19 protein-coding genes are annotated in these 21,664 nt (G+C 72.4%); 18 read left to right on the plus strand and 1 reads right to left on the minus strand.

Features of this window, described 5'->3' with window-relative positions:
* The 18 genes from FR742_RS12250 to FR742_RS12330 all read left to right on the plus strand — a co-directional run bounded on the left by FR742_RS12250 (position 1) and on the right by FR742_RS12330 (position 20,534).
* A complete protein-coding gene (locus FR742_RS12250) occupies positions 1-1,236 on the plus strand; it encodes a cytochrome P450 (RefSeq protein WP_148031080.1) in 1,236 nt (411 codons plus the stop codon).
* A gap of 9 nt (positions 1,237-1,245) precedes the next feature.
* The gene (locus FR742_RS12255; RefSeq protein ID WP_148031081.1) at positions 1,246-2,688 is read left to right on the plus strand and encodes an MFS transporter; all 1,443 of its coding nucleotides are present in this window, start codon (positions 1,246-1,248) and stop codon (positions 2,686-2,688) included.
* 38 nt (positions 2,689-2,726) lie between these two features.
* Complete coding sequence (locus FR742_RS12260; protein WP_187281121.1) at positions 2,727-3,740, plus strand: LLM class flavin-dependent oxidoreductase; 1,014 nt, start codon at positions 2,727-2,729, stop codon at positions 3,738-3,740.
* A 17-nt stretch (positions 3,741-3,757) separates the two neighbouring features.
* Positions 3,758-4,960 (plus strand): acyl-CoA dehydrogenase family protein, encoded by a 1,203-nt coding sequence (locus FR742_RS12265; protein WP_148031083.1) that lies wholly within the window; start codon positions 3,758-3,760, stop codon positions 4,958-4,960.
* Positions 4,957-5,706 carry an SDR family NAD(P)-dependent oxidoreductase gene (locus FR742_RS12270; RefSeq protein ID WP_148031084.1) on the plus strand — a complete coding sequence of 250 codons (750 nt, stop codon included), beginning with the start codon at positions 4,957-4,959 and terminating at the stop codon, positions 5,704-5,706. The genes FR742_RS12265 and FR742_RS12270 overlap by 4 nt, the downstream gene beginning before the upstream one ends.
* Positions 5,707-5,716: 10 nt before the next feature.
* Complete coding sequence (locus FR742_RS12275; RefSeq protein WP_148031085.1) at positions 5,717-6,892, plus strand: acyl-CoA dehydrogenase family protein; 1,176 nt, start codon at positions 5,717-5,719, stop codon at positions 6,890-6,892.
* A complete protein-coding gene (locus tag FR742_RS12280) occupies positions 6,889-8,031 on the plus strand; it encodes an acyl-CoA dehydrogenase family protein (RefSeq protein ID WP_148031086.1) in 1,143 nt (380 codons plus the stop codon). The genes FR742_RS12275 and FR742_RS12280 overlap by 4 nt, the downstream gene beginning before the upstream one ends.
* Positions 8,028-8,816 (plus strand): amidohydrolase family protein, encoded by a 789-nt coding sequence (locus FR742_RS12285; RefSeq protein WP_148031087.1) that lies wholly within the window; start codon positions 8,028-8,030, stop codon positions 8,814-8,816. The genes FR742_RS12280 and FR742_RS12285 overlap by 4 nt, the downstream gene beginning before the upstream one ends.
* Positions 8,817-8,986: 170 nt before the next feature.
* Positions 8,987-10,327: an acyclic terpene utilization AtuA family protein gene (locus tag FR742_RS12290; protein WP_148031088.1), complete on the plus strand. Its 1,341-nt coding sequence runs from the start codon at positions 8,987-8,989 to the stop codon at positions 10,325-10,327.
* 1 nt (position 10,328) lies between these two features.
* Positions 10,329-10,694 (plus strand): hypothetical protein, encoded by a 366-nt coding sequence (locus FR742_RS44490; RefSeq protein ID WP_187281122.1) that lies wholly within the window; start codon positions 10,329-10,331, stop codon positions 10,692-10,694.
* Positions 10,691-12,928: an acetate--CoA ligase family protein gene (locus tag FR742_RS12295; RefSeq protein WP_187281123.1), complete on the plus strand. Its 2,238-nt coding sequence runs from the start codon at positions 10,691-10,693 to the stop codon at positions 12,926-12,928. The genes FR742_RS44490 and FR742_RS12295 overlap by 4 nt, the downstream gene beginning before the upstream one ends.
* A complete protein-coding gene (locus tag FR742_RS12300; protein WP_148031090.1) occupies positions 12,925-13,740 on the plus strand; it encodes an enoyl-CoA hydratase/isomerase family protein in 816 nt (271 codons plus the stop codon). Before FR742_RS12295 ends, FR742_RS12300 begins: the two co-directional genes overlap by 4 nt.
* Positions 13,737-14,918 carry a thiolase family protein gene (locus FR742_RS12305; RefSeq protein ID WP_148031091.1) on the plus strand — a complete coding sequence of 394 codons (1,182 nt, stop codon included), beginning with the start codon at positions 13,737-13,739 and terminating at the stop codon, positions 14,916-14,918. Before FR742_RS12300 ends, FR742_RS12305 begins: the two co-directional genes overlap by 4 nt.
* Before the next feature lie 16 nt (positions 14,919-14,934).
* Positions 14,935-15,693, plus strand: coding sequence for an SDR family NAD(P)-dependent oxidoreductase (locus FR742_RS12310; protein WP_148031092.1), 759 nt, complete (start codon positions 14,935-14,937; stop codon positions 15,691-15,693).
* Positions 15,690-16,454, plus strand: coding sequence for a crotonase/enoyl-CoA hydratase family protein (locus FR742_RS12315; protein ID WP_148031093.1), 765 nt, complete (start codon positions 15,690-15,692; stop codon positions 16,452-16,454). The genes FR742_RS12310 and FR742_RS12315 overlap by 4 nt, the downstream gene beginning before the upstream one ends.
* Before the next feature lie 11 nt (positions 16,455-16,465).
* Entirely contained in the window at positions 16,466-17,614 is a 1,149-nt protein-coding gene (locus FR742_RS12320) for an acetyl-CoA C-acyltransferase (RefSeq protein ID WP_148031094.1), read from the plus strand.
* 3 nt (positions 17,615-17,617) lie between these two features.
* Positions 17,618-19,486: a 2-oxoacid:acceptor oxidoreductase subunit alpha gene (locus FR742_RS12325; protein WP_148031095.1), complete on the plus strand. Its 1,869-nt coding sequence runs from the start codon at positions 17,618-17,620 to the stop codon at positions 19,484-19,486.
* A gap of 1 nt (position 19,487) precedes the next feature.
* On the plus strand, positions 19,488-20,534 hold the full coding sequence (locus FR742_RS12330; RefSeq protein WP_148034492.1) for a 2-oxoacid:ferredoxin oxidoreductase subunit beta: 1,047 nt from the start codon (positions 19,488-19,490) through the stop codon (positions 20,532-20,534).
* A 42-nt stretch (positions 20,535-20,576) separates the two neighbouring features.
* Here FR742_RS12330 and FR742_RS12335 read toward each other — a convergent pair whose 3' ends face one another.
* The gene (locus FR742_RS12335; RefSeq protein WP_148031096.1) at positions 20,577-21,662 is read right to left on the minus strand and encodes a CU044_5270 family protein; all 1,086 of its coding nucleotides are present in this window, start codon (positions 21,660-21,662) and stop codon (positions 20,577-20,579) included.
* Positions 21,663-21,664 lie beyond the last annotated feature (2 nt).

Genomic DNA, 21,664 nt, shown 5'->3' on the forward strand with positions numbered 1-21,664 from the left:
ATGACTGATCGTGGTCTGCCGGAGCTGCTGTCCCCGGAGGTCGCCGCCGACCCGCACGCCTTCTACCGCCGCCTGCGCGCCGAGGCGCCGGTCGTCTGGGACGAGAGCGTGCGGGCGTACCTGGTCAGCAGGTACGAGGACGTCGCGCGGGTGTACAAGAACCCGGTCTTCAGTACGAAGGCGTACGAGTGGCAGCTCGAACCGGTGCACGGCAAGACGATCCTGCAGATGGACGGCACCGAGCATGCCCGGCACCGGGCCCTGGTGTCTCCCGCCTTCCGGGGCAAGAGCCTGGACCGGCTGCACCCGATGCTCATGCGCAACGCGGGCGCCGTGGTGGAGGAGATCGTGCTGCGCGCCGCGACGGACCTCGCCGGGGAGCTGGCCGGGCGGCGTGACGTCGACCTGGTGCGCGACTTCGCCAACTACTTCCCGGTGTACGTGATCGCCGACCTGCTCGGCTTCGACAAGGAGGACCACCCGAGGTTCCTGCGGTGGTACACCGCCGTGATCCGGGTCATCTCCAACCTCGGCCGCGACCCCGAGATCATCGCCGAGGCCGCCGCCGTCCGGGCGGAGATCAGCGAGTTCGTCACCCCGTTCATCGCCGAACGGCGGGCGAACCCCGGAGAGGACCTGCTGTCGGTCCTGGCCACCGCCGAGATCGACGGCGAGCCGCTCGCCGACGACGAGATCAGGGCGTACGTCAGCCTGCTGCTGACGGCCGGGGCGGAGACGACCGACAAGACCTTCGCGAGCCTGTTCCGCAACCTGCTCGCCGACCCCGGCCAGTTCGAGCGGATCAGGCATGACCGCTCGCTGGTCGTCAAGGCGGTCGCCGAGACGCTGCGGTTCTCCCCGCCGACGCAGATCAACACGCGGGAGACGACGGAGGACGTCGAGCTCGGCGGCGTGCTCATCCCGGCGGGGTCCACGGTGCTGGTGCTCATCGGCTCGGCCAACCGCGACGACCGGCGCTACGCCGATCCGGACCGGTTCGTGCTCGAACGTGAGGACCTGGACGCGACCAAGGCGTTCTCGGGAGCGGCCGACCATCTGGCGTTCGGCTCCGGGCGGCACTTCTGCCTGGGAGCCATGCTGGCGAAGGCGGAGCTGGAGATCGGCGTGAACCTCTTCCTGGACCGGTTCCCGGAGATGCGGCTGGCCGACCCTGAGGCGGCGGGTGACGTCGGGCTGAAGATGCGCGGGCCGCGTACCGTGCCCGTGACCCTGTAGCGGGAACGGGTGGAACCGGCCGAGACCGTCCAGGCGTTCCGGCCGGTGCCCGCCGGCGGGCGGGCGTGGTGGGCGGCCATCCTCATGCTGGCGGCGGTGGTGTCCACCCCGATCCTGGTGGGTGTCCTGGCCGTCGAGATCCAGGCCGACCTGGGCATCGGCGACGGCGCGCTCGGGCTGTGCGTGACCGCGTTCTGGGCGTGCACCGGGCTCACCGCCCTGGCCGGCGGCCGTCTGATCGACCGCGCCGGCTGGCGGCGCGCGGCCCTGGCGGGGCTGGCGGTCAGCCTGGTGAGCCAGCTCGGCGTCGCCACGAGCGGGTCGGTCGCGGCGCTGCTGGCGTGGCTGGTCGTCGCGGGCGCGGGGTACGGGGTGGTAGCGCCCGCCAGCAACCTGGTCGTGGTCCGGGAGATCCCCGCCCGGCTGCGCGGCACGGCGCTGGGCGCCAAGCAGTCGGCGACCCCCGTCGTCGCCCTCCTGGCCGGGCTCGCCGTCCCCCTGGTGGCCCTGACCATCGGCTGGCAATGGGCCTTCGTCCTCGCCACCCTCCTGACCGTGGCCGCAGCCGCAACCAGCCTCCCCCGCACCCGGCCCTCACCTCGGGCCACCGGTCCGGAGCACACCCCCGCGCCCACGACGCAACCCGCACGCAAAGATCAAGATTCGGCGGGGTCCGCAGAAGAGACGCGGCCCACGCCTGCGGGTCCGGGGCTTACGGCGAGTTCGGGGTCTGCGGGCGCCGCTGGGGAGGTGCGGTCCGCAAGCGCGAGTCCGGGGCCTGTGGCGAGTGCGGGGCCTGCGGCGGCCGCTGGAGACGTGCGGTCCGCGCCCGCGAGTCCAGGGTTCGCGGCGGTTGCTGGGGAGGTGCGGGTCGGGAGCACAGGTCCGAGGGCGGTGACGTCGTTGGTGCGGGTTTCGGTTGTGGCCGGGCTTGGGACGTTGTCTATTGGTTCGCTCACGACCTTTGCTGTGAGCACGCTCACGCGGGCCGGGCTCGATGTCAGTACGGCGGGGCTGGTGATCTCGGTCACCAGTCTCGTGTCGCTCGTCGTGCGGCTCGGCGCGGGGCGGCTGGCGGACCGGCGCGGGTCGGACGGGTTCAGGCCCGCGGCCGTGATGATCGCCGCCTGCGCGCTGGGGATGCTCGCGATGGCCTCGGGCGGCACCGCGCTCACCGTGGCCGGCACCGTCGTCGCCTTCTGCGGCGCGTGGGGCTGGCCCGCGTTGCTGCTGATGGGCGTGCTGGCGCAGCATCCGGACCGGCCGGGAGTGGCCGGGGCCAGGTTCCAGCTGGGCACCGCCCTGGGCGCGGCCACCGGGCCGCTGCTGTTCGCCGCCGTGTCCGAGGCCGCGGGCCTGCCCGCCGCCTGGCTCACCGTGACGGCCTGCACGGCGGTGTCCGCGGCCCTCGTCCTTCTCAGCAGCCGGACCCGAGTTGCAGGACGAGGATAATCATGTGTATCAATAGGAGGGATTGCAGAGGAGTCAGGATGGGTTCTGGAGTGCGGTTCGGCATCCTCACCACGCCGATCCACGGCGCCGAGACGCCGTACGGGCAACAACTGAGAGAGCACCGCGAGCTGGTCAGGGTCGCCGACCAGCTCGGCTTCGACATGATGGTGGCCGGTCAGCACTTCCTCGGCACCGAGCTGCGCTACTACCAGCCGGTCCCGTACCTCACGTACCTGCACGGCGCCGCGCCCCGCATGACCGCCGTCACCGGGATCATGCTGCTGTCCATGGCCAACCCGGTCGACCTTGCCGAGCAGATCGCCACGCTCGACGTGGTCACCGACGGCCGCTGCGTCTTCGGCGCCGGGCTCGGCTACTCCGAGCGGGAGTTCCGCGCCTTCGGCATCGACTCCCGGTCCAAGGTCAAGCGGTTCGAGCACGGCCTCGCCCTCATCAAGGCCCTGTGGTCGGGGGAGAAGGTCGACTTCGACAGCCCGTACTGGAAGGTCGAGGACGTGCTCCCGGCCGTCCAGCCGGCGCGGCCGGGCGGCCCGCCCGTCTGGATCGGCGGCCAGTCGGAGGCGGCCGTGCGGCGCGCCGCACGGCTGGGCGACGCCTGGTACGCGCCGCCGTTCCCCAGCCACGACGAGCTGGCCGGCCTGCGCGAGATCTTCCTTGAGGAGCGCGCCGCGCACGGCCTGCCCCTCGACGGCGACTTCCCGCTGCGCCGCGAGCTCATCGTGGCCTCCTCCCGCCGCGAGGCGGAGGAGCTGGCCCGGCGGCGCAGCGCCCTGCGCTACCAGACCTACCGCTCGTGGGGCCTGTCGGGCGAGAACACCCCGGTCCAGGCGGACGCGCCCGGCATCGACGTCGAGCGGCAGTTCCTGCTCGGCTCGCCGGCCGAGATCGTCGACCAGCTCGGCCGGCTCCGCGACGAGCTGGGGATGACGCACTTCATGTTCAAGTCGCACTGGCAGGGGCTCCCGCACACCGAGGCGATGCGCCAGCTGGAGCTGTTCGGCACCCGGGTGCTTCCCGAGCTGGCCGGTTGAGACGCAGAGAGGATCAGATGGTGACAGCCACCGACATGGCCGGCGAGGCGGCACAGGAGCTCGGAGCGCTCGTGCGCGACTTCGGTCTCAAGGAGATCCGCCCCCGGATCCGGGAGCTGGAGGAGGCCGGGGAGTTCCCCCGCGACCTCTACCGGCAGATGGGCGAGCTGGGCTTCTTCGGCTGCTGCTTCCCCGAGCAGGTGGGCGGGACCGACGCCGGCTACCAGGCGCTGGCCGCGGTCGCCGAGCAGCTCGCCTGGGCCTACCCGCCGCTGAGCGCCGCGATGAACCTCCAGGCCGCCACCGTGCCGCTGACCATCGCCAACTGGGGCGCCGCCGAGCTGGTCGAGCGGTACGTGCCGGGCCTGATCTCCGGCACGCTCCTGGGCTGCAACGCGATGACCGAGCCCGACGGCGGCTCCGACCTGCTGGGCGCCATGCGGACCAGGGCCGTGCGCGACGGCGACCACTACGTCATCACCGGCAGCAAGATGTGGATCACCAACGCGAACGTCGCCGACGTCGCCGTGGTCTACGCCAAGACCGATCCCGAGCTGGGCCACCGCGGGGTGAGCGCGTTCGTGGTGCCCACCGGCACGCCGGGCTTCGCCACCAGCCGGGTGCCCTGCCGGGTGCTCGGCAAGCTGATGCCCACCAACGAGGTCATCCTCAGCGAGGTCCGGGTGCCGGCCGCCAACCTGCTCGGCGAGGAGGGCGAGGGCTTCAAGGTCGCCATGAGCGCCATGGACTACGGCCGGCTCTCCGTCGCCGCTCGCTCGGTCGGCCTCGCCCAGGCCTGCCTGGACGCCTCGGTCGAGTACGCGAACCAGCGCGAGGCGTTCGGCCAGCGGATCGGCTCCTTCCAGATGGTCAAGAAGCAGATCGCGGACATGGCCTGCGAGGTGTCGGCCGCCAGGGCTCTGGTCCAGGACGCCGCCGCCCGCTACGACGAGGGCGTCATCCCCACCCGGGAGAGCTCCATCGCCAAGTACTACGCCGGCGAGGTGTGCAACCGGGCGGCCCAGGCCACCGCCGAGATCTTCGGCGGTTACGCCTTCAGCGACGAGCTGCCGATCAGCACCTATCTCAACTACGCCAAGCTCTGGCAGACCGGCGAGGGCTCGGCCAACATCCAGGCCGTCCTGATCGCCGACGACGCCCTGGGCTGGAAGTCCATGGACCGGCACCGCCGTCCATCCAAGCCGGGAGCGCGCGCGTGAACCTGGAACTCGACGGCAAGGTCGCCATCGTCACCGGAGCCAGCCGCGGCCTCGGCGCCGCGGCCGTGCGCAGCCTGGTGGCCGAGGGCGTGAACGTGGTGGCCGCGGCTCGCTCCGGCGACGAGCTGGACAAGCTCGCGGCCGAGGCGCCGGGCCGCATCGCCGGCGTCGTGTGCGACATGCGCGACGCGGCCGGGCTGGCGGCCCTGCCGGAGCGGGCGCTGCGGGAGTTCGGCCGGCTGGACATCCTGGTCAACAACGCCGGCATCGCGCCCGCGGGGAAGTTCCTGGACGCCACCGCCGAGCTGCTTGAGGACGTCTTCGCGGTCAACGTGGTGGCGCCCGCATTGCTCGCCCGCGCCTGCGGCGAGATCTTCGTCGGGCAGGGCTCGGGCAAGGTCGTCAACGTCGCCTCCATCTCCGGCGTGCGCGGCAAGGGCAGCCTCGCGGTCTACTCGGCGTCCAAGGGCGCGCTGGTCCGGCTCACCGAGGCGCTGGCCGCCGAATGGTCCAGGCACGGCGTCCAGGTGAACGCGATCGCCCCCGGCGCGTTCGCCACCGAGGCGCAGCGCGCGGTGCTCGACGACCCCGAGACGCTGCGCCGCCGGGTCGCCAAGATCCCCGCCCGCCGGGTCGCCGACCCGGCGGAGATCGGCGCCCTGGTCTGCTACCTGGCCTCGCCGCTGAGCGGCTTCGTCAGCGGGGCCACGTACGTCATCGACGGCGGCGAGACCGCCAAGATCTGAGGAGACTCCTGTGAACGGTTTTCGGCTCAGCGATGAGCAACTCCACCTGCGCGAGGTCGCCGCGAAGGTGGCCAAGGAGGTGTACGCGCCCAAGGCCGCGCAGTGGGACCTGGAGCGCGCGCCGCTGCCCGCCGAGGAGGTGACGCGCCTGGCCGAGCTGGGCTTCCTCGGCCTGGCCCTGCCCGAGGAGTACGGCGGCGCGGGCGGCACCCTGCTGGACGCCCTGATCGTGATCGAGGAGCTGGCCAAGGAGTGCCGCTCCGCCGCGTTCCAGGTGTTCGAGGCGAACGTGGGCCCGGCCCGGGTGCTGGAGTTCTTCGGTACCGAGGAGCAGCGCCAGAAGTACCTGCCGAAGGTGGTGACGGGCGAGGTGACGATGGCCATCGGCATCTCCGAGCCCGACGCCGGCTCCGCCGCCACCGACATGACCACCCGGGCGCGGCTGGAGGGTGACGAGTACGTCATCAACGGCACCAAGCGGTGGATCTCCAACGGCGGCCACGCCGACCACTACCTGCTCTACTGCAGGCTCAGTGACGCGCCCGGGTCGAAGGGCATCGGCGCGATCATCGTGTCCGCCGACACGCCCGGCCTGTCGTTCGGGCAGCGGGAGCGGCTGATGGGCTGGCGCACCATCCCGTCCGCCGACCTGATCTTCGAGGACGCCCGGGTGCCCGCCGAGAACCTGGTGGTCGGGCCCGGCGGGTTCCGCGACCTGTTCGGCGTCTTCTCCATCGAGCGGCTCGGCAACTCCACCATGAGCCTGGCCCTCGGGCAGGCCGCGCTGGACCGCGCCGTCGCGTACGTGCAGGAGCGCAAGCAGTTCGGCCGGACGCTGGTCGAGTTCCAGAACGTGCAGATGACCGTCGCCGACATGGCGCTCCAGGTCGAGGCCGCGCGGCTGCTCATCTACCGGGCGGCGGGCAACGCCGGCCGCGGCCTGCCGGACCCGCTGGAGGTGTCGCTGGCCAAGTGCTTCGCCAACGAGATGGGCAAGCGGGTCTCCGACCTGGGCATGCAGATGCACGGCGGCAACGGCTACACCGAGGAGTTCGGCCTGGAGGCGCTGCACCGCGACGCGCACGGCTGGGCCATCGCCGGCGGCACGCCCGCCATCCAGCGGGTCAGGATCGCCTCCGAGCTGTTCGGGCGCGGCTTCGACCAGCGTCCGGCGGTCGCCCGATGAGCGGCGCCGAGTTCGAGCTGCCCGAGCGCTACCACGGGCTGCGCGAGGAGGCCGCGGCGCTCGCCGCGTCGGTCGCGCACCTGGCCGCCGAGGCGGACGAGGCCGACGCGATCGACCCGGCGATGCGCGCGGCGCTGGCCGCGAGCGGGCTGGCCGCCGTGTGCGTGCCCGCCGAGTACGGCGGCCGGTACGCGGACCTCGACCCGCTGGCCGTCGCCGTCGTCCGCGAGCAGCTGGCCGCCGAGAGCGCGCACCTGGACTCGCTCTTCGCCATGCAGGGCATCGGCAGCTACGCGCTGGCCAGGGGCGGCACGCCCGAGCTGCGCGAGCGGTGGCTGCCCCGGGTGGCCGCGCTGGACGCGATCGCCGCGCTCGGGCTGACCGAGCCGGACATCGGCTCCGACCTGCGCGGCACCGCCACCACCGTCGCCGAGGACGGCGACGAGCTGGTGGTCGGCGGTCACAAGTCGTTCATCACCAACGGCGGCGACGCCGACTTCTACTGCGTGCTGGGCAAGGAGGAGGCGGGCCTGTCCATGGTGCTGGTGCCCGCGGACACGCCCGGCCTGACCACCACCCGCCCGCACCAGATCATCGCCCCGCACGTCCTGGGCGACGTGGTGCTGGACGGGGTCCGGGTGCCCCGGTCGTGGCGGCTGGGCGAGCCCGGCAAGGGCATGCGGCTCGGCCTGGCCACGCTGGCGACCTTCCGGGTGTCGGTGGCCGCCGCGGCGGTCGGCACCGCGCAGGCGGCGCTGAAGGAGGCCACCGTGCACACCGCGAACCGCGAGCAGTTCGGCCGGCCGCTCATCCAGCTCGGCGCCGTGGCCGACCAGCTCGCCAGGTCGTGGACCGAGATCGAGATGGCCCGCGCGTTCACCTACCGGGCCGCCGCGGCGGCCGCCCGCGACCCGCTGGGCAGCCTGCACCTGTCCTCGATGGCCAAGGTGGCGGCGACCGAGACGGCCGGTCGGGTGGTCGACCGGTGCGTCCAGGTGATGGGCCGGTTCGGGCTGGTCCGGGGGTCGAAGATCGAGCGGCTCTACCGTGCGGCCCGGCCGATGCGCGTCTACGAGGGCGCCACCGAGGTCATCTTCGACTCGCTCTCCCGCAAGCTGGTCAAGGAGCTCGCCACATGATCATCGACGCGCACGCGCACGTCTGGCCGGACGAGATCGCCCGCAAGGTGCTGGCCGACCGCCCGGTCGGCCTGGACCCGGTGCACGACGGGACCCTGGACGGCCTGCGGGCCACCATGGACGCGGCCGGCATCGACCTGGCCGTCTGCCTGGCCGTGGCCAACGTGGCCAGGCACGTGGCCGGCACCAACCGGTTCATCGGCGGCATCGACCGCACCAGGTTCATCCCGTTCGGCACCGTCCACCCGGACCTGACGGTGGAGGAGAACCTCGCCTCGCTGAAGGACAACGGGATCCCCGGCGTGAAGCTGCACCCGCTGTTCCAGGAGCTGTCGCTGGGCGACTCCCGGGTGGTGGAGCTGCTGTCCGCGCTGGCCGAGGAGGGCATCGCCGTCATCACGCACGTGGGCGCCGGCGGCGACGAGGCGGCCAACGAGCGGGGCGCCTCGCGGCACATCCCCGCCCTGGCCGAGCGCATCCCGGGGCTGACCCTGATCGCCTGCCACTTCGGCGGCTACCACCGGCTGGAGGAGGCGGAGGAGGTCGTGGCCGGCTCCGGGGCGGTGCTGGAGACGTCCTGGCCGCCCAGCCTCGGGAGCCTGCCGCCCGAGCGGGTACGGAAGATCATCGAGAGGCACGGCGCCGATCGCGTGGTGTTCGGCTCCGACTGGCCGATGACCGACCCGGCCACGGAGATCGCGGCGGTGCGGGCGCTGGGCCTGCCGCCGGAGGACGAGGCCGCGATCCTCGGCGGGAACCTGGCGGGCCTCCTGGGCCTCCAATGACCGTGGTGCCGCCGCGCGTCCCCCGGCCGCGGCGGCGCCACGCAAGCCCGCCACCAGGAGAAATTCGATGAGGCTGACCGATTGACGCGGCCGAATCTATGCATAAGATTAGCATCAAGTGAGATCGTGATGGGGAGCAGCGAGTGAAGACAGTCCGACTGGGTGCGGGTATGGCTTTCTGGGGGGACAGCGTGCTCCCCGCCGTCCAGATGGTGGAGCGCGGGGAGATCGACTACCTCTGCTGCGACCATCTGGCCGAGCTGACCATGTCGATCCTGAGCAAGCAGAGGTCCCGCAACCCCGAGTACGGCTACACGCGTGATGTGCTCGACCTGCTGCGCCTGAGCATCCGCCAGTGCGTGACCAACGGCGTCAAGGTCATCACCGACGCCGGCGGCGCCAACCCGCGCGCCTGCGCGGAGCGGGTCGCCGAGCTGTGCAAGGACCTCGGCCTGACCGGCGTCCGCATCGCCGTGGTGACCGGCGACGACATCAGCGGCGACATCGACCGGCTGATGGCGCAGGGCGTCTCGTTCACCAACATGGACACGGGGGAGCCTCTCTCCTCGGTCCGTGACAGGCTCACCCACGCCAACGTCTACACCGGCGCCGACGGCATCGTGACGGCCCTGGAGCAGGGCGCCGACATCGTCATCTGCGGCCGGGTCACCGACATCGCGCTCTACCTGGGGCCGTTGCGGCACGAGTTCGGCTGGGCCGCCGACGACTGGGAGCGGCTCGGCATGGCCACCGTCGTCGCGCACGCGATCGAGTGCGGCGGCCAGGCCACCGGCGGCCTCTACGACGGCGGCTGGTGGAAGACCCCCGGCCTGGAGAACCTCGGCTACCCCATCGCGGACGTCAGCGAGGACGGCACCGCGGTCATCACCAAGACCCCCGGCAGCGGCGGCAGGGTGGACATCGGCACGGTGAGCGAGCAGCTCGTGTACGAGATCCTCGACCCGGCCAACTACCTCACCGCCGACGTCACGGCCGACTTCTCCGGCGTCCGCCTCACCGAGGTCGGCCCGGACCAGGTCCGCATCACCGGCGGCACCGGCCGCGCCCGCCCCGACACGCTCAAGGTCAACATGGGCTACCGGGCCGGCTTCATCGGCGAGGTCCAGTTCACCTACACCTGGCCCGACGCCTACGCCAAGGCCCGGCGCGGCATCGAGTTCCTGGAGAACCGGCTCGACAGGGCCGGCTTCAAGTCCGACGACGTGCAGATCGAGTACGTCGGGCGCAACTCCATGTGGGGCGACCGGGTGGCCGAGCCCGACCCGGCGGACGACGACCTGCTGGAGCTCGTGGTGCGCTACGCCGCCCGCTGCCCGGACGAGACCGAGGCGCGCAAGGTCTTCACCGAGAGCGTCCCCCTGTACAACAACGGCCCGGCCGGCGTGGGCGGCATCGGCACCCGCCCGCCGCTGAAGGAGCTGTTCTCGCTCTGGCCCTGCCTGATCCCCCGCGAGCACGTGACCGCGGCCGTCGACATTCTGGAGGTCTGAGATGGCGAACATCAGGGTCGCCGACATCGCCCACGGCCGCTCGGGCGACAAGGGCGACGTGTGCAACGTCGGCCTGGTCGCCTACGACGACGCGGGCTACGCCACGCTGAAGAGCGAGCTCACCGAGGAGCGGGTCAAGGAGCACTACGGCTCCCTCGTGCGCGGCACCGTCACCCGCTACGAGATCCCCGGCATCAAGGCGCTCAACTTCGTGCTCACCGGGGCGCTCGACGGCGGGGGCACCCGCTCGCTGCGCTCGGACCACCTGGGCAAGACCATGTACGCCTGGCTGCTGCGCATGGAGATCACCGCCGCCGAGGACGTCCCCACCTACCCGACGGGACCGCGGCCGGAGGCGGTCGCGTGATCACCGTCACCGGCGCGGAACCCGCCGTCCAGACGCTCTTCAACCCCCGGTCCGTCGCCGTGATCGGCGCGTCGAGCAAGCCCGGCACGCTCAGCTGGTGGCCGCTGCGCCTGCTCGTCCAGTACGGCTTCGCGGGCGGCGTGCACCCGGTCAACCCGTCCCGCAGCGAGATCGAGGGCGTGCCCTGCGTCGCCTCGCTCGCCGACGTCGGCGGGCCCGTCGACCTGGCGGTCATCGCGCTCAACGCCAAGAACACCGTCCAGGCCGTACGCGACTGCGCCGCCGCCGGCGTCAAGGTGGCCGTGCTGCCCTCGCAGGGCTTCGGCGAGACCGGCGAGGACGGCCGGGCCATGGAACGCGAGATGCTGGCCGCCGCCCGCGAGAGCGGGCTGCGCATCGTCGGCCCCAACACCGACGGCGTCGGCAACCTGGCCACCGGCGCGCTCGCCACCATCCAGCCCATCTTCGGCCAGGGCGTCGAGCCCGGCCGGGTCGCGGTGATCACCCAGAGCGGCGCCACCGCCGCCTCCCTGATCATGCGGCTCAAGGAGGAGGGCATCGGCACCCGGCTGTACGCCAGCGCCGGCAACGAGATCGACCTGGGCCTGGCCGACTACCTGTCCGTCGCCCTGCAGGACCCCGAGGTCTCCATGGTGGTCTCGTTCGTCGAGGCCATCCGCCGTCCCGACGACTTCGTCAAGGTCGCCGAGCTGGCCGCCGAGCTGGGCAAGCCGATCGTGCTCATCAAGGTCGGCAGGACCGAGCAGGCCGCCCGCCGGGCCGCCGCGCACACCGGCGCGCTGGCCGGCGCCGACGAGATCTACCAGGCGGTCTTCGACTCGCTCGGCATCATCAGGGTCGACGAGCTCAGCGAGGTCGTCGCCGTCGCCAAGTTCTACCTGTCACGCGGGCTGCCCCAGGACGACGGCGTCGCCATCATGTCCGTCTCCGGCGGGCAGGCCGGCGCGCTCGCCGACCGGGCCGCCCGCTCCGGCGTCACCGTGCCCGACCTCGGCCCGGCGGCCACCGCCGAGCTGGAGGAGCTGCTGGCCTTCGGCACCGCCATCAACCCGTGCGACCTGACCGGCGAGGTGGCCAGGGACAGCGGCCTGGCCACCGCCGCCTACACCGCCTTCGACGCCGACCCGTCCGTCTCCACGGTCGTGTACGCGCGCAAGGAGCTGACCGGCGACGCCGGGCGGCGAGCCTCCGAGCGGATCGCCGCGGCCGCCGCGCCGAAGGAGCGCACCCCGCTCGCGATCTACTCCATGGACGGGGAGCCCAACGACGAGGAGAAGGCGGCGTTCGCCGAGGCGGACATCCCCGTCTTCACCTCGGCGGGCGAGCTGTTCACCGCCGTCCGCACGCTGGCCGCCTACCGGCGCGGCGCCGAACGCGCCCGCACCAGGAAGACCGGCCCGGCGGCCCGGACCGGGGAGTCCGGTGGGGCGGGAACCGTCCCGGCGATCCGCATCGGGGAGTCTGGTGGGGCGGGAACCGGCCCGGCGGCCCGCACCGGGGAGTCCGGCCAGGCGGCCTCGCGCGCGCTGCCCGGCGGCGCCGGCCCGCTGGACGAGGCGGCCGCCAAGGCGCTGCTCGCCGAGTACGGGGTCGCCGTCCCCGCCGAGGCGCTGGCCACGAGCGCGGACGACGCGGTGGCGCACGCCGAGCGGATCGGATACCCGGTCGTGCTCAAGGTCGCGGACGCCCGCGTCCCGCACAAGACCGAGATCGGCGGCGTCGAGGTCGGCCTGGCCGGCGCCGCCGCCGTGCGCGCCGCGTACGAGGGGATCGACGCCCGCGCGCGGGCACACCTCGGCGACGCCCCCGAGGGCGTGCTCGTGCAGCAGCAGATCACCGACGGCGTCGAGATGATCGCCGGCATCGTGGTGGACCCCCAGTTCGGCCCGTTCGTGCTGCTGGGCAGCGGGGGAGTGCTCACCGAGCTGCTCTCCGACGCCGTGCTGCGGCCCGCCCCTGTGGAGCCCGGCGAGGTCCGCGACATGATCGCGGAGCTGCGCGGCCGGAAGCTGCTCACCGGCTTCCGCGGCGCCCCGCCCGCCGACGTGGACGCCCTGGCGGACACCGTCAGCGCCCTGTCGAGGCTCGGCGCCGACCACGCGGACCGGATCGCCGAGCTGGACCTCAACCCCGTGCTCGTCAGGCCCGCCGGCCACGGCGCGGTCGCGGTCGACGCACTGATCGTCCTCGGCGAGACGGAGGAGAGCCGATGAGCAGCGGCGAGAAGATCCTGGTGACCCGGCGCGGCAGCCTCGGGCTCGTCACGCTGAACCGCGCCAAAGAGCGCAACCCCCTGGACAAGGAGACGGCGGCCGGGCTGCGCGACGCCTTCCTCGGCCTGTTCGCCGACCCGCAGGTGCGTTCGGTCGCGGTGACCGGCGACGGGGACGCGTTCTGCGCCGGCGGCGACCTGAGGCAGATGCGGGAGCTGGCCGAGGGCGACGTCGAGGACGCGTACCTGTGGCCCGGCGCCATCGTCGACCTGCACCGGCTCATGCTGGAGGCGCCCAAGCCGGTGATCGCCGCGGTCCACGGGCCCGCCTACGCGGGCGGGATGGGCCTGGCCGGGATGTGCGACGTCATCCTGGCCACGCCGAAGGCCCGGTTCGCGATGCCCGAGGTGAAGATCGGGCTCTTCCCGATGATCATCGTGGCGCACCTGGCCAGGTCGCTGCCCCGCAAGCGGCTGCTGGAGATGATGCTGACCGGAGAGAGCATCGACGCCGACGAGGCGCACCGGCTCGGCTTCGTCAGCAAGGTCTACCCCGACCACGACGGCCTGATGGAAGGGCTGGACGCGTACGCGGCCAAGTTCGAGGCGGTCAGCCCGGCGGCCGTCCGCCTCGGCAGGCGCGCCTTCACCCTGCTCTCCGACATGCCGGCCGGGCAGGCGCTGGACGCCGCCCAGTTCCTCAACCTGCCGTTCTTCCTCGGCGGCGACCTGCGCGAGGGCACCCAGGCGTTCTTCGACCGGCGCCCGCCCCGCTGGACCACCCCCGACGACGAGCTGGAGAAGACCTCATGAGGACAGCCGTGGTGGTCGACGCGGTCCGTTCCCCGATGGGGAAGGGCAAGCCCGGCGGCGCGCTCTCCGAGCTGCACGCCGTCGAGCTGCTCGCCCAGGTGCTGGCCGGGCTCGTGAACCGTACCGGCATCGACCCCGGCACGGTCGAGGACGTGATCGTCGGCTGCGTCAGCCAGGCGGCCGACCAGTCCGTCACCCCCGGCCGTATGGCCTGGCTCGCGGCCGGGTTCCCCGAGCACGTGCCCGCCACCACCATCGACCGCCGCTGCGGATCCAGCCAGCAGGCGCTGCACTTCGCCGCCCAGGGCGTGCTCGCCGGCGCCTACGACGTGGTCGTCGCGGGCGGCGTGGAGTCGATGAGCCGGGTGCCGATGGGGTCGGCGCGGATGGGCCGCGACCCGTACGGGCCCTCGGTGACCGAGCGGTACGCGCCCGGCCTGGTCTCCCAGGGGGTGGCGGCGGAGCTCGTGGCCGCCAAGTGGGCGCTGGAGCGCGAGACGCTCGACGCCTACTCGGCCCGCTCCCACCACCGGGCCGCCGCCGCGGCCGACGCGGGACACTTCCGCGACGAGATCGTGCCGATCACCGTGCCCGGCGGGACCGTCGTCGACCGCGACGAGACCATCAGGCCAGGCACCACCGCCGAGCGGCTGGCCGGGCTCAAGCCCTCCTTCCAGGACGAGGAGGCCGCCCGGCGCTTCCCGGAGATCGGCTGGCGGGTCACCGCCGGCAACTCCTCGCAGATCACCGACGGCGCCAGCGCCGTGCTGGTGATGAGCGAGGAGCGGGCCGAGCGCCTCGGCCTGACCCCGCTGGCGCGCTTCCACGCCTTCTCGGTGTGCGGCGACGACCCGGTGACGATGCTCACCGCCCCCATCCCCGCCACCGCCACGGTGCTGGAGCGGGCCGGGCTCGACCTCGCGGACATCGACCACGCCGAGGTCAACGAGGCGTTCGCGCCGGTGCCCCTGGCCTGGCAGGCCGAGTACCCGGTCGCCGACGAGGTGCTGAACCCGGTCGGCGGCGCCATCGCGCTCGGGCACCCGCTCGGCGCGTCCGGCAGCCGGCTCTTCACCAGCATGCTGTGGAACCTGCGCCGCACCGGCGGGCGCTGGGGCCTGCAGACCATGTGCGAGGCCGGCGGGATGGCCAACGCGACCATCGTCGAACGTCTGTGAACAGGAGTTCATCACCGTGAAAGTGGAAGGATCCGTCGCGCTCGTCACCGGCGGCGCGTCCGGGCTCGGCCTGGCGACCGCGACCCGGCTCGCCTGGGGCGGCGCGAAGGTCGTCATCGCCGACCTCCCCGGCTCGCCCGGCGAGCAGGTGGCGGCGGACCTCGGCTGCCGGTTCGCGCCCGCCGACGTCACCGACCCCGAGCAGGTGACGTCGGCCCTCGACGCCGCCGCCGGACTCGGCCCGCTGCGCGCGCTCGTGCACTGCGCCGGCCGCGGCGGCACGGTCCGCGTCGTCGACAGGGAAGGCGCCCCGGGCTCGCTGGAGGACTACACCCGCATCGTCACCACCAACCTGATCGGCTCGTACAACGTGATCCGGCTGGCCGCGGCCCGCATGTCCGCCACCGAGCCGGTGGACGGCGAGCGCGGCGTGTGCGTGCTGACCGCCTCCGTCGCCGCCTACGAGGGCCAGATCGGCCAGGTCGCCTACGCCTCCTCCAAGGCCGGCGTGGTGGGCATGACGCTGGTGGCGGCCCGCGACCTGTCGCGGCGGCTCATCCGCGTGTGCAGCATCGCCCCCGGCGTGTTCGACACCCCGATGCTCGGCCGGCTGCCGGAGGAGGTGCGCGCCTCGCTCGGCGCGGCCGTGCCGCACCCCAGCAGGCTCGGCGACCCCGCCGACTACGCGGCCCTGGCCGAGCACATCATCGCCAACCCGATGCTGAACGGCGAGACGGTCCGGCTCGACGGCGCGATCAGGATGGCTCCCCGATGAGCGCCCCCGTCCTGGTGGCCGACGAAGGCCCGGTGCGGCTCATCACCATCAACCGGCCGCAGGCCCGCAACGCCGTCGACCTCGCCGTCGCCGAGGGCATCGAACAGGCCCTCGACGCGTACGAGGAGACGCCCGGCCTGCGTGCCGCCGTCATCACCGGCGCGGGCGGCACCTTCTGCGCCGGCATGGACCTGAAGGGCTTCCTGCGCGGCGAGCGTCCCTCGACGGCCAGGAGCGGGTTCGCCGGCCTGGTCGAGCGCCCCCTGAGCAAGCCGCTCATCGCCGCGGTCGAGGGCTACGCGCTGGCCGGCGGGTTCGAGATCGTGCTGGCCTGCGACCTCATCGTGGCCGCGGAGTCGGCCGTGTTCGCCCTGCCCGAGGTCCAGCGCGGGCTCGTCGCCGCCGGCGGCGCGCTGCTGCGGCTGCAGCACCGGCTGCCCTACCACCTGGCCATGGAGCTGGCGATCACCGGCAGGCGGCTGAGCGCCGCCGACGCCGCCGCCCACGGCCTGCTGAACCGGCTCGTCCCCGAGGGCGGGGCGGTCGCGTCCGCGCTCGAACTGGCGCGGGCGGTGGCCGCCAACGGCCCGCTGGCCGTCTCGGCGAGCAAGAAGATCATGACCGAGTCCGCGCACTGGCCGCCCGAGCAGGCGTTCGACCGTCAGCGCGAGATATCGGAACCCGTCCGTGCCTCCGAGGACGCCCGCGAAGGCGCCCGCGCCTTCACCGAGAAGCGGGCTCCCGTGTGGCAGGGACGTTGACAGGAGAAACCATGCGAGAAGCCTTCATCGTCGGCGCGGTGCGGTCCGCGGTGGGCCGCCGCCGCGGCGGACTGTCCGGCGTCCACCCGGCCGACCTCGGCGCCGAGGTCGTGGCCGCGCTGCTGGACCGCGCCGGCATCGCCGGCGAGCACGTGGACGACGTCGTCTTCGGCTGCGTCAGCCAGATCGGCGCCCAGTCGACCAACATCGCCAGGGTCGTCGCGCTGTCCGCCGGCCTGCCCGAGTCGGTGCCCGGCACCACCGTCGACCGGCAGTGCGGCTCGTCCCAGCAGGCGGTCCACTTCGCCGCGCAGGCGGTCGCGTCCGGCGCGCAGGATCTCGTGGTGGCGGGCGGCGTCGAGGTGATGAGCCTGATCCCGATCGCCTCCTCCGCCATCGTGGGCGCCGACGCCGGCATGGGCATGCCCCGGGGCGGCCGCAAGTGGGCGGAACGCTACGGCGACCAGGAGATCAGCCAGTTCCGCGGCGCGGAGACGATCGCCGCCAAGTGGGACGTGAGCCGCGCGGCCATGGAGGAGTTCGCGCTGGCCAGCCACCAGCGGGCCGCCGCGGCGGCCGGCGCCGGGCTCTTCGCCGGCGAGATCGTCCCGGTCGCCGGGCTGGAGGCCGACGAGGGCCCGCGCCCCGCGACCAGCCTGGAGAAGATGGCGACCCTCCAGCCGCTCGTCCCCGACGGCCGGCTGACCGCCGCCACCTCCAGCCAGATCTCCGACGGCGCCGCCGCGCTGGCGATCGCCTCCGGCGACGCGGTACGGAGGCTCGGGCTCACGCCGCTGGCCCGCGTGCACAGCATGGCGGTCGTCGGCTCGGACCCGGTGCTCATGCTCACGGGCCCGATCCCGGCCACCGAGGCGGTGCTGCGCCGGGCCGGGCTCAAGCTCGGCGACATCGACGCGTTCGAGGTGAACGAGGCCTTCGCCTCGGTCGTCCTGGCCTGGCAGCGGGAGACCGGCGCCCCGGCCGATCGCGTCAACCCGCTCGGCGGCGCGATCGCGCTCGGCCACCCGCTCGGCGCGACCGGCGCGCGGCTGATGACCACGCTCGTCCATCACCTGCGCCGCAACGGCCTGCGCTACGGCCTGCAGACGATGTGCGAGGGCGGCGGCATGGCCAACGCCACGATCATCGAGGCGGTCTGAGCTGTGATCAAGCAGGTTCGGCAGCTCGATCGGGTGATCATCCGGTTCGCCGGTGACTCCGGTGACGGCATGCAACTCACCGGTGACCGGTTTACCGCGGGCACCGCCGAGTTCGGCAACGACCTGTCCACGCTGCCCAACTTCCCCGCCGAGATCCGCGCCCCGGCCGGCACCCTGCCCGGCGTGTCCAGCTTCCAGCTGCACTTCGCCGACCACGACATCCTCACCCCCGGCGACGCCCCCAACGTGCTGGTCGCGATGAACCCCGCCGCGCTCAAGGCCAACCTTTCGGATCTGCCGCGCGGCGCGGACATCATCGCCAACACCGACGAGTTCACCAAACGCAACCTGGCCAAGGTCGGGTATGCCGCCAGCCCGCTGGAGGACGGGTCGCTGGCCGAGTGGCGGGTGCACTCCGTGCCTTTGACGTCGTTGACGGTCAAGGCGCTGGAAGACGTCGACATCAGCAAGAAGGACGCCGAACGCGCCAAGAACATGTTCGCGCTCGGCCTGCTGTCCTGGCTCTACCACCGCCCGACCGAGCAGACCATCAGCTTCCTGGAGACCAAGTTCGCGCGGAAGCCGGAGATCGCCAAGGCCAACATCGCCGCCTTCCAGGCCGGCTGGAACTTCGGCGAGACCACCGAGTCGTTCTCGGTCTCGTATGAGGTGAAGCCGGCCCGGCTGGCGCCGGGTGTGTACCGCAACATCTCCGGCAACCAGGCGCTGGCCTACGGATTGATCGCCGCCGCCGTGCAGGCGAAACTGCCGCTGTTTCTGGGGTCGTATCCGATCACTCCGGCCTCGGACATCCTGCACGAGTTGTCGAAGCACAAGCAGTTCGGCATCCGCACCTTCCAGGCCGAGGATGAGATCGCGGGGGTGGGTGCGGCGCTGGGTGCGGCGTTCGGTGGCGCGCTCGGGGTGACCACGACGTCCGGGCCGGGGGTGGCGTTGAAGGCCGAGACGGTCGGGCTGGCGGTCACCACGGAGTTGCCGTTGATCGTGGTGGATGTGCAGCGGGCGGGTCCGTCGACGGGGATGCCGACCAAGACCGAGCAGACCGACCTGCTGATGGCGTTGTTCGGCCGCAACGGCGAGTCGCCGGTGCCGGTCATCGCGCCGATGTCGCCTTCGGATTGTTTCGACGCGGCGGTGGAAGCGGCTCGTATCGCGGTGGCCTACCGGACGCCGGTGATGTTGTTGTCGGATGGGTATCTGGCCAACGGGTCGGAGCCGTGGCGGCTGCCGGAGGTTGCCGCGCTGCCGGACATCAGTGTGCCGTTCACGACCGAGCCGAACGGCCAGGACGGCGCGTTCCTGCCGTTCCAGCGGGACCCGGCGACTCTGGCGCGGCCGTGGGCGATCCCGGGCACGCCGGGGTTGGAGCACCGCATCGGTGGTATCGAGAAGGCGGACGGCACCGGGAACATCTCCTACGATCCGGACAATCATGACCGGATGGTGCGGTTGCGTGCGGCCAAGGTGGCCGGTATCGACGTGCCGGACGTGGCCGTGGACGACCCGGATGGGGACGCGCGGGTGCTGGTGCTGGGGTGGGGTTCCACCTACGGGGCGATCGCCGCTGGGGTGCGGCGGGTGCGGGCGGCGGGCGGGAAGGTGGCCCAGGCGCATCTGCGGCATCTGAACCCGCTGCCGGCCAACATCGGTGAGGTCCTGGCGCGCTATGACAAGGTGTTGCTGCCGGAGATCAACCTGGGTCAGCTGGCGTTGCTGCTGCGGGCCCGGTTCCTGGTCGACGTCATCAGCTACAACCGGGTGCGCGGGCTTCCGTTCAAGGCCGAGGAACTGGCCGCAGTGATCCAGGACGTGATCGACCGTGATGATCAGCAGGTGAACGGCAGTGACTGACATGGACGGGCTCGTCAACGGCAAGGGCCTGTCTCTGGTGCCCAAGACCGACGTGAAGCAGGGCCTGAAGGACTTCAAGTCCGACCAGGAGGTGCGCTGGTGCCCGGGCTGCGGCGACTACGCCATCCTGGCCGCCGTCCAGAGCTTCCTGCCCGAACTCGGACTCAAGCGCGAGAACATCGTGTTCGTCTCCGGGATCGGCTGCTCCTCCAGGTTCCCGTACTACCTCAACACCTACGGCGTGCACTCCATCCACGGCCGCGCGCCCGCGATCGCCACCGGGCTGGCGGCCTCGCGGCCGGATCTGAGCGTGTGGGTGATCACCGGTGACGGGGACGCCCTGTCGATCGGCGGCAACCATCTGATCCACGCGCTGCGCCGCAACGTCAACCTCAACATCCTGCTGTTCAACAACCGGATCTACGGGCTGACCAAGGGCCAGTACTCGCCCACCTCCGAGGTCGGCAAGGTCACCAAGTCCACCCCGATGGGATCACTGGACAAGCCGTTCAACCCGATCTCGCTGGCCCTCGGCGCCGAGGCGTCGTTCGTGGCCCGCACCCTGGATTCGGACCGCAAGCACCTGCAGGCGGTGTTGCGGGAGGCGACCGCGCACCGGGGCGCGTCCCTGGTGGAGATCTACCAGAACTGCAACATCTTCAACGACAACGCCTTCGAACCACTCAAAGACCCCGAGCTGCGCGACGACATCACGTTGAAGCTGGAGCACGGCCGGCCGATCGCCTCGGCCTCCAAGGCCGTCATCCGGGCCGCGAACGGCAGCCTGGACGTGGTCCCCCGCGACAGCGTCGAGCAGGACCGGGTCCTGGTGCACGACGTGCACAGCCCCGACCCGTCGGTGGCGTTCGCGCTGTCCCGGCTGGACGAACCCGCCTTCGACCACGTCCCGATCGGGATCTTCCGGCAGATCGACCGCCCGGCCTACGACACGCTGATGACCAGCCAGCTCGACGAAGCGGTGGCACAGAAGGGCCAGGGTGATCTGGCCGGTCTGCTGATGGGCGGCGACACCTGGCGCATCGGCTGAGTCCGCCTGGGATGTAGGGCGAGCCCTACGGTCCACGCGGAGTCAGCCGGGCCGCTGCCCCGGCTGGTCGACGACAGCCGCCGCGATCAGGGCGTCCCAGTCATGGATCTCGCCCTTCTTCATGGTCCCGAAAGGCCTGTCCTCGTGGTCCTCGACCACGAGGGTGCGGTAGCCCAGATACTCGTAGGTCTTCGGATCGACGAAGATCTCGTCGCGCAGGTAGCCGTCCAGGACGTGGTAGAGGGTGACGCCTCGGCGCTTGAGCAGGTCGGATGCCTCGGCTTCGTAGCGGACGCCCGGGATCTTCGCCATCGCGCCGTACATGGCGGCGCGGAGCCTGGGCGGCAGCGCGGTCTCCCTCATGCCCATCGCGATCAGCTGGAACGCCCACCGGTCGCGGTCCTGGGAGGTGAACGCGGGCAGCGACTCCCCGGCCAGCCGCTTCGCCTCCTCGGGGGTCTTGCCCCTGTTCTCCGCACGTTCCCGGGCCGAGCGCAGGAAGGAGGCGCGATTCCTGGCGTTCTCGGTGTCGACGGTCTGGTAGACGCGGGCCAGCAGAGGGCCGGCGTCGGCCGGCAGGGAGAGCAGGTAGGGGTAGGTCACCTCGAACTCCGACCCCTTGGAGACCTTGAGCCTGCCCTTCTCGACGGTGGCGAACGCCTTGTCGTCGAGCCGCCGCCACTGCTCGTGGGTGCTCGTCACCTCCGGCCTGCCGATCAGCCATCGCCCGCCGTCCAGCCGTGTCCGGGCCCGCAGGCTCTTCACGTAGCCCCACTGCTCGGGGCCGGCGCTCCATCCGGGCTCGCCGGAGGCCAGCACCGCCGCGTTGTCGGCCAGATCCTGGGCGTTCGCCACCGGTCGCAACCGGAGCTCGGTGATGGCGGGGGAGTGCCGCGCCCCGGCGACCTCGCCGCCTTTCTCCTGGGTGACGCCAGGAACCATCGTCGCGGCCACGGCCAGCAGCGCGGCCGCTCCGGCCAGGCCCAGCCCCCACACCGGCCGGAGGCGGCGGGCCCGCGGACGCCTTCGCGCGTGATCCGCCAGGCGGGACCGGGCCGCGCCGATGGTCTCCGCGGAGGTCTCCGGCAGCGCGTCGTGATAGCGGCGCAGTTCCTGCAGCTCGTCCATGA

The organism is Nonomuraea sp. C10 (genome assembly GCF_008017515.1).
In the GTDB taxonomy this organism is placed as follows: Bacteria; Actinomycetota; Actinomycetes; order Streptosporangiales; family Streptosporangiaceae; genus Nonomuraea; species Nonomuraea ferruginea.

What these genes read in the sequence shown, in the direction of transcription:
- FR742_RS12250 (WP_148031080.1), top strand. Translation starts at nt 1, where the DNA reads ATGACTGATCGTGGTCTGCCGGAGCTGCTGTCCCCGGAGGTCGCCGCC.
- FR742_RS12260 (WP_187281121.1), top strand. Translation starts at nt 2,727, where the DNA reads ATGGGTTCTGGAGTGCGGTTCGGCATCCTCACCACGCCGATCCACGGC.
- FR742_RS12265 (WP_148031083.1), top strand. Translation starts at nt 3,758, where the DNA reads ATGGTGACAGCCACCGACATGGCCGGCGAGGCGGCACAGGAGCTCGGA.
- FR742_RS12280 (WP_148031086.1), top strand. Translation starts at nt 6,889, where the DNA reads ATGAGCGGCGCCGAGTTCGAGCTGCCCGAGCGCTACCACGGGCTGCGC.
- FR742_RS12285 (WP_148031087.1), top strand. Translation starts at nt 8,028, where the DNA reads ATGATCATCGACGCGCACGCGCACGTCTGGCCGGACGAGATCGCCCGC.
- FR742_RS12290 (WP_148031088.1), top strand. Translation starts at nt 8,987, where the DNA reads ATGGCTTTCTGGGGGGACAGCGTGCTCCCCGCCGTCCAGATGGTGGAG.
- FR742_RS44490 (WP_187281122.1), top strand. Translation starts at nt 10,329, where the DNA reads ATGGCGAACATCAGGGTCGCCGACATCGCCCACGGCCGCTCGGGCGAC.
- FR742_RS12300 (WP_148031090.1), top strand. Translation starts at nt 12,925, where the DNA reads ATGAGCAGCGGCGAGAAGATCCTGGTGACCCGGCGCGGCAGCCTCGGG.
- FR742_RS12305 (WP_148031091.1), top strand. Translation starts at nt 13,737, where the DNA reads ATGAGGACAGCCGTGGTGGTCGACGCGGTCCGTTCCCCGATGGGGAAG.
- FR742_RS12315 (WP_148031093.1), top strand. Translation starts at nt 15,690, where the DNA reads ATGAGCGCCCCCGTCCTGGTGGCCGACGAAGGCCCGGTGCGGCTCATC.
- FR742_RS12320 (WP_148031094.1), top strand. Translation starts at nt 16,466, where the DNA reads ATGCGAGAAGCCTTCATCGTCGGCGCGGTGCGGTCCGCGGTGGGCCGC.
- FR742_RS12330 (WP_148034492.1), top strand. Translation starts at nt 19,488, where the DNA reads ATGGACGGGCTCGTCAACGGCAAGGGCCTGTCTCTGGTGCCCAAGACC.
- FR742_RS12335 (WP_148031096.1), bottom strand. Translation starts at nt 21,662, where the DNA reads ATGGACGAGCTGCAGGAACTGCGCCGCTATCACGACGCGCTGCCGGAG.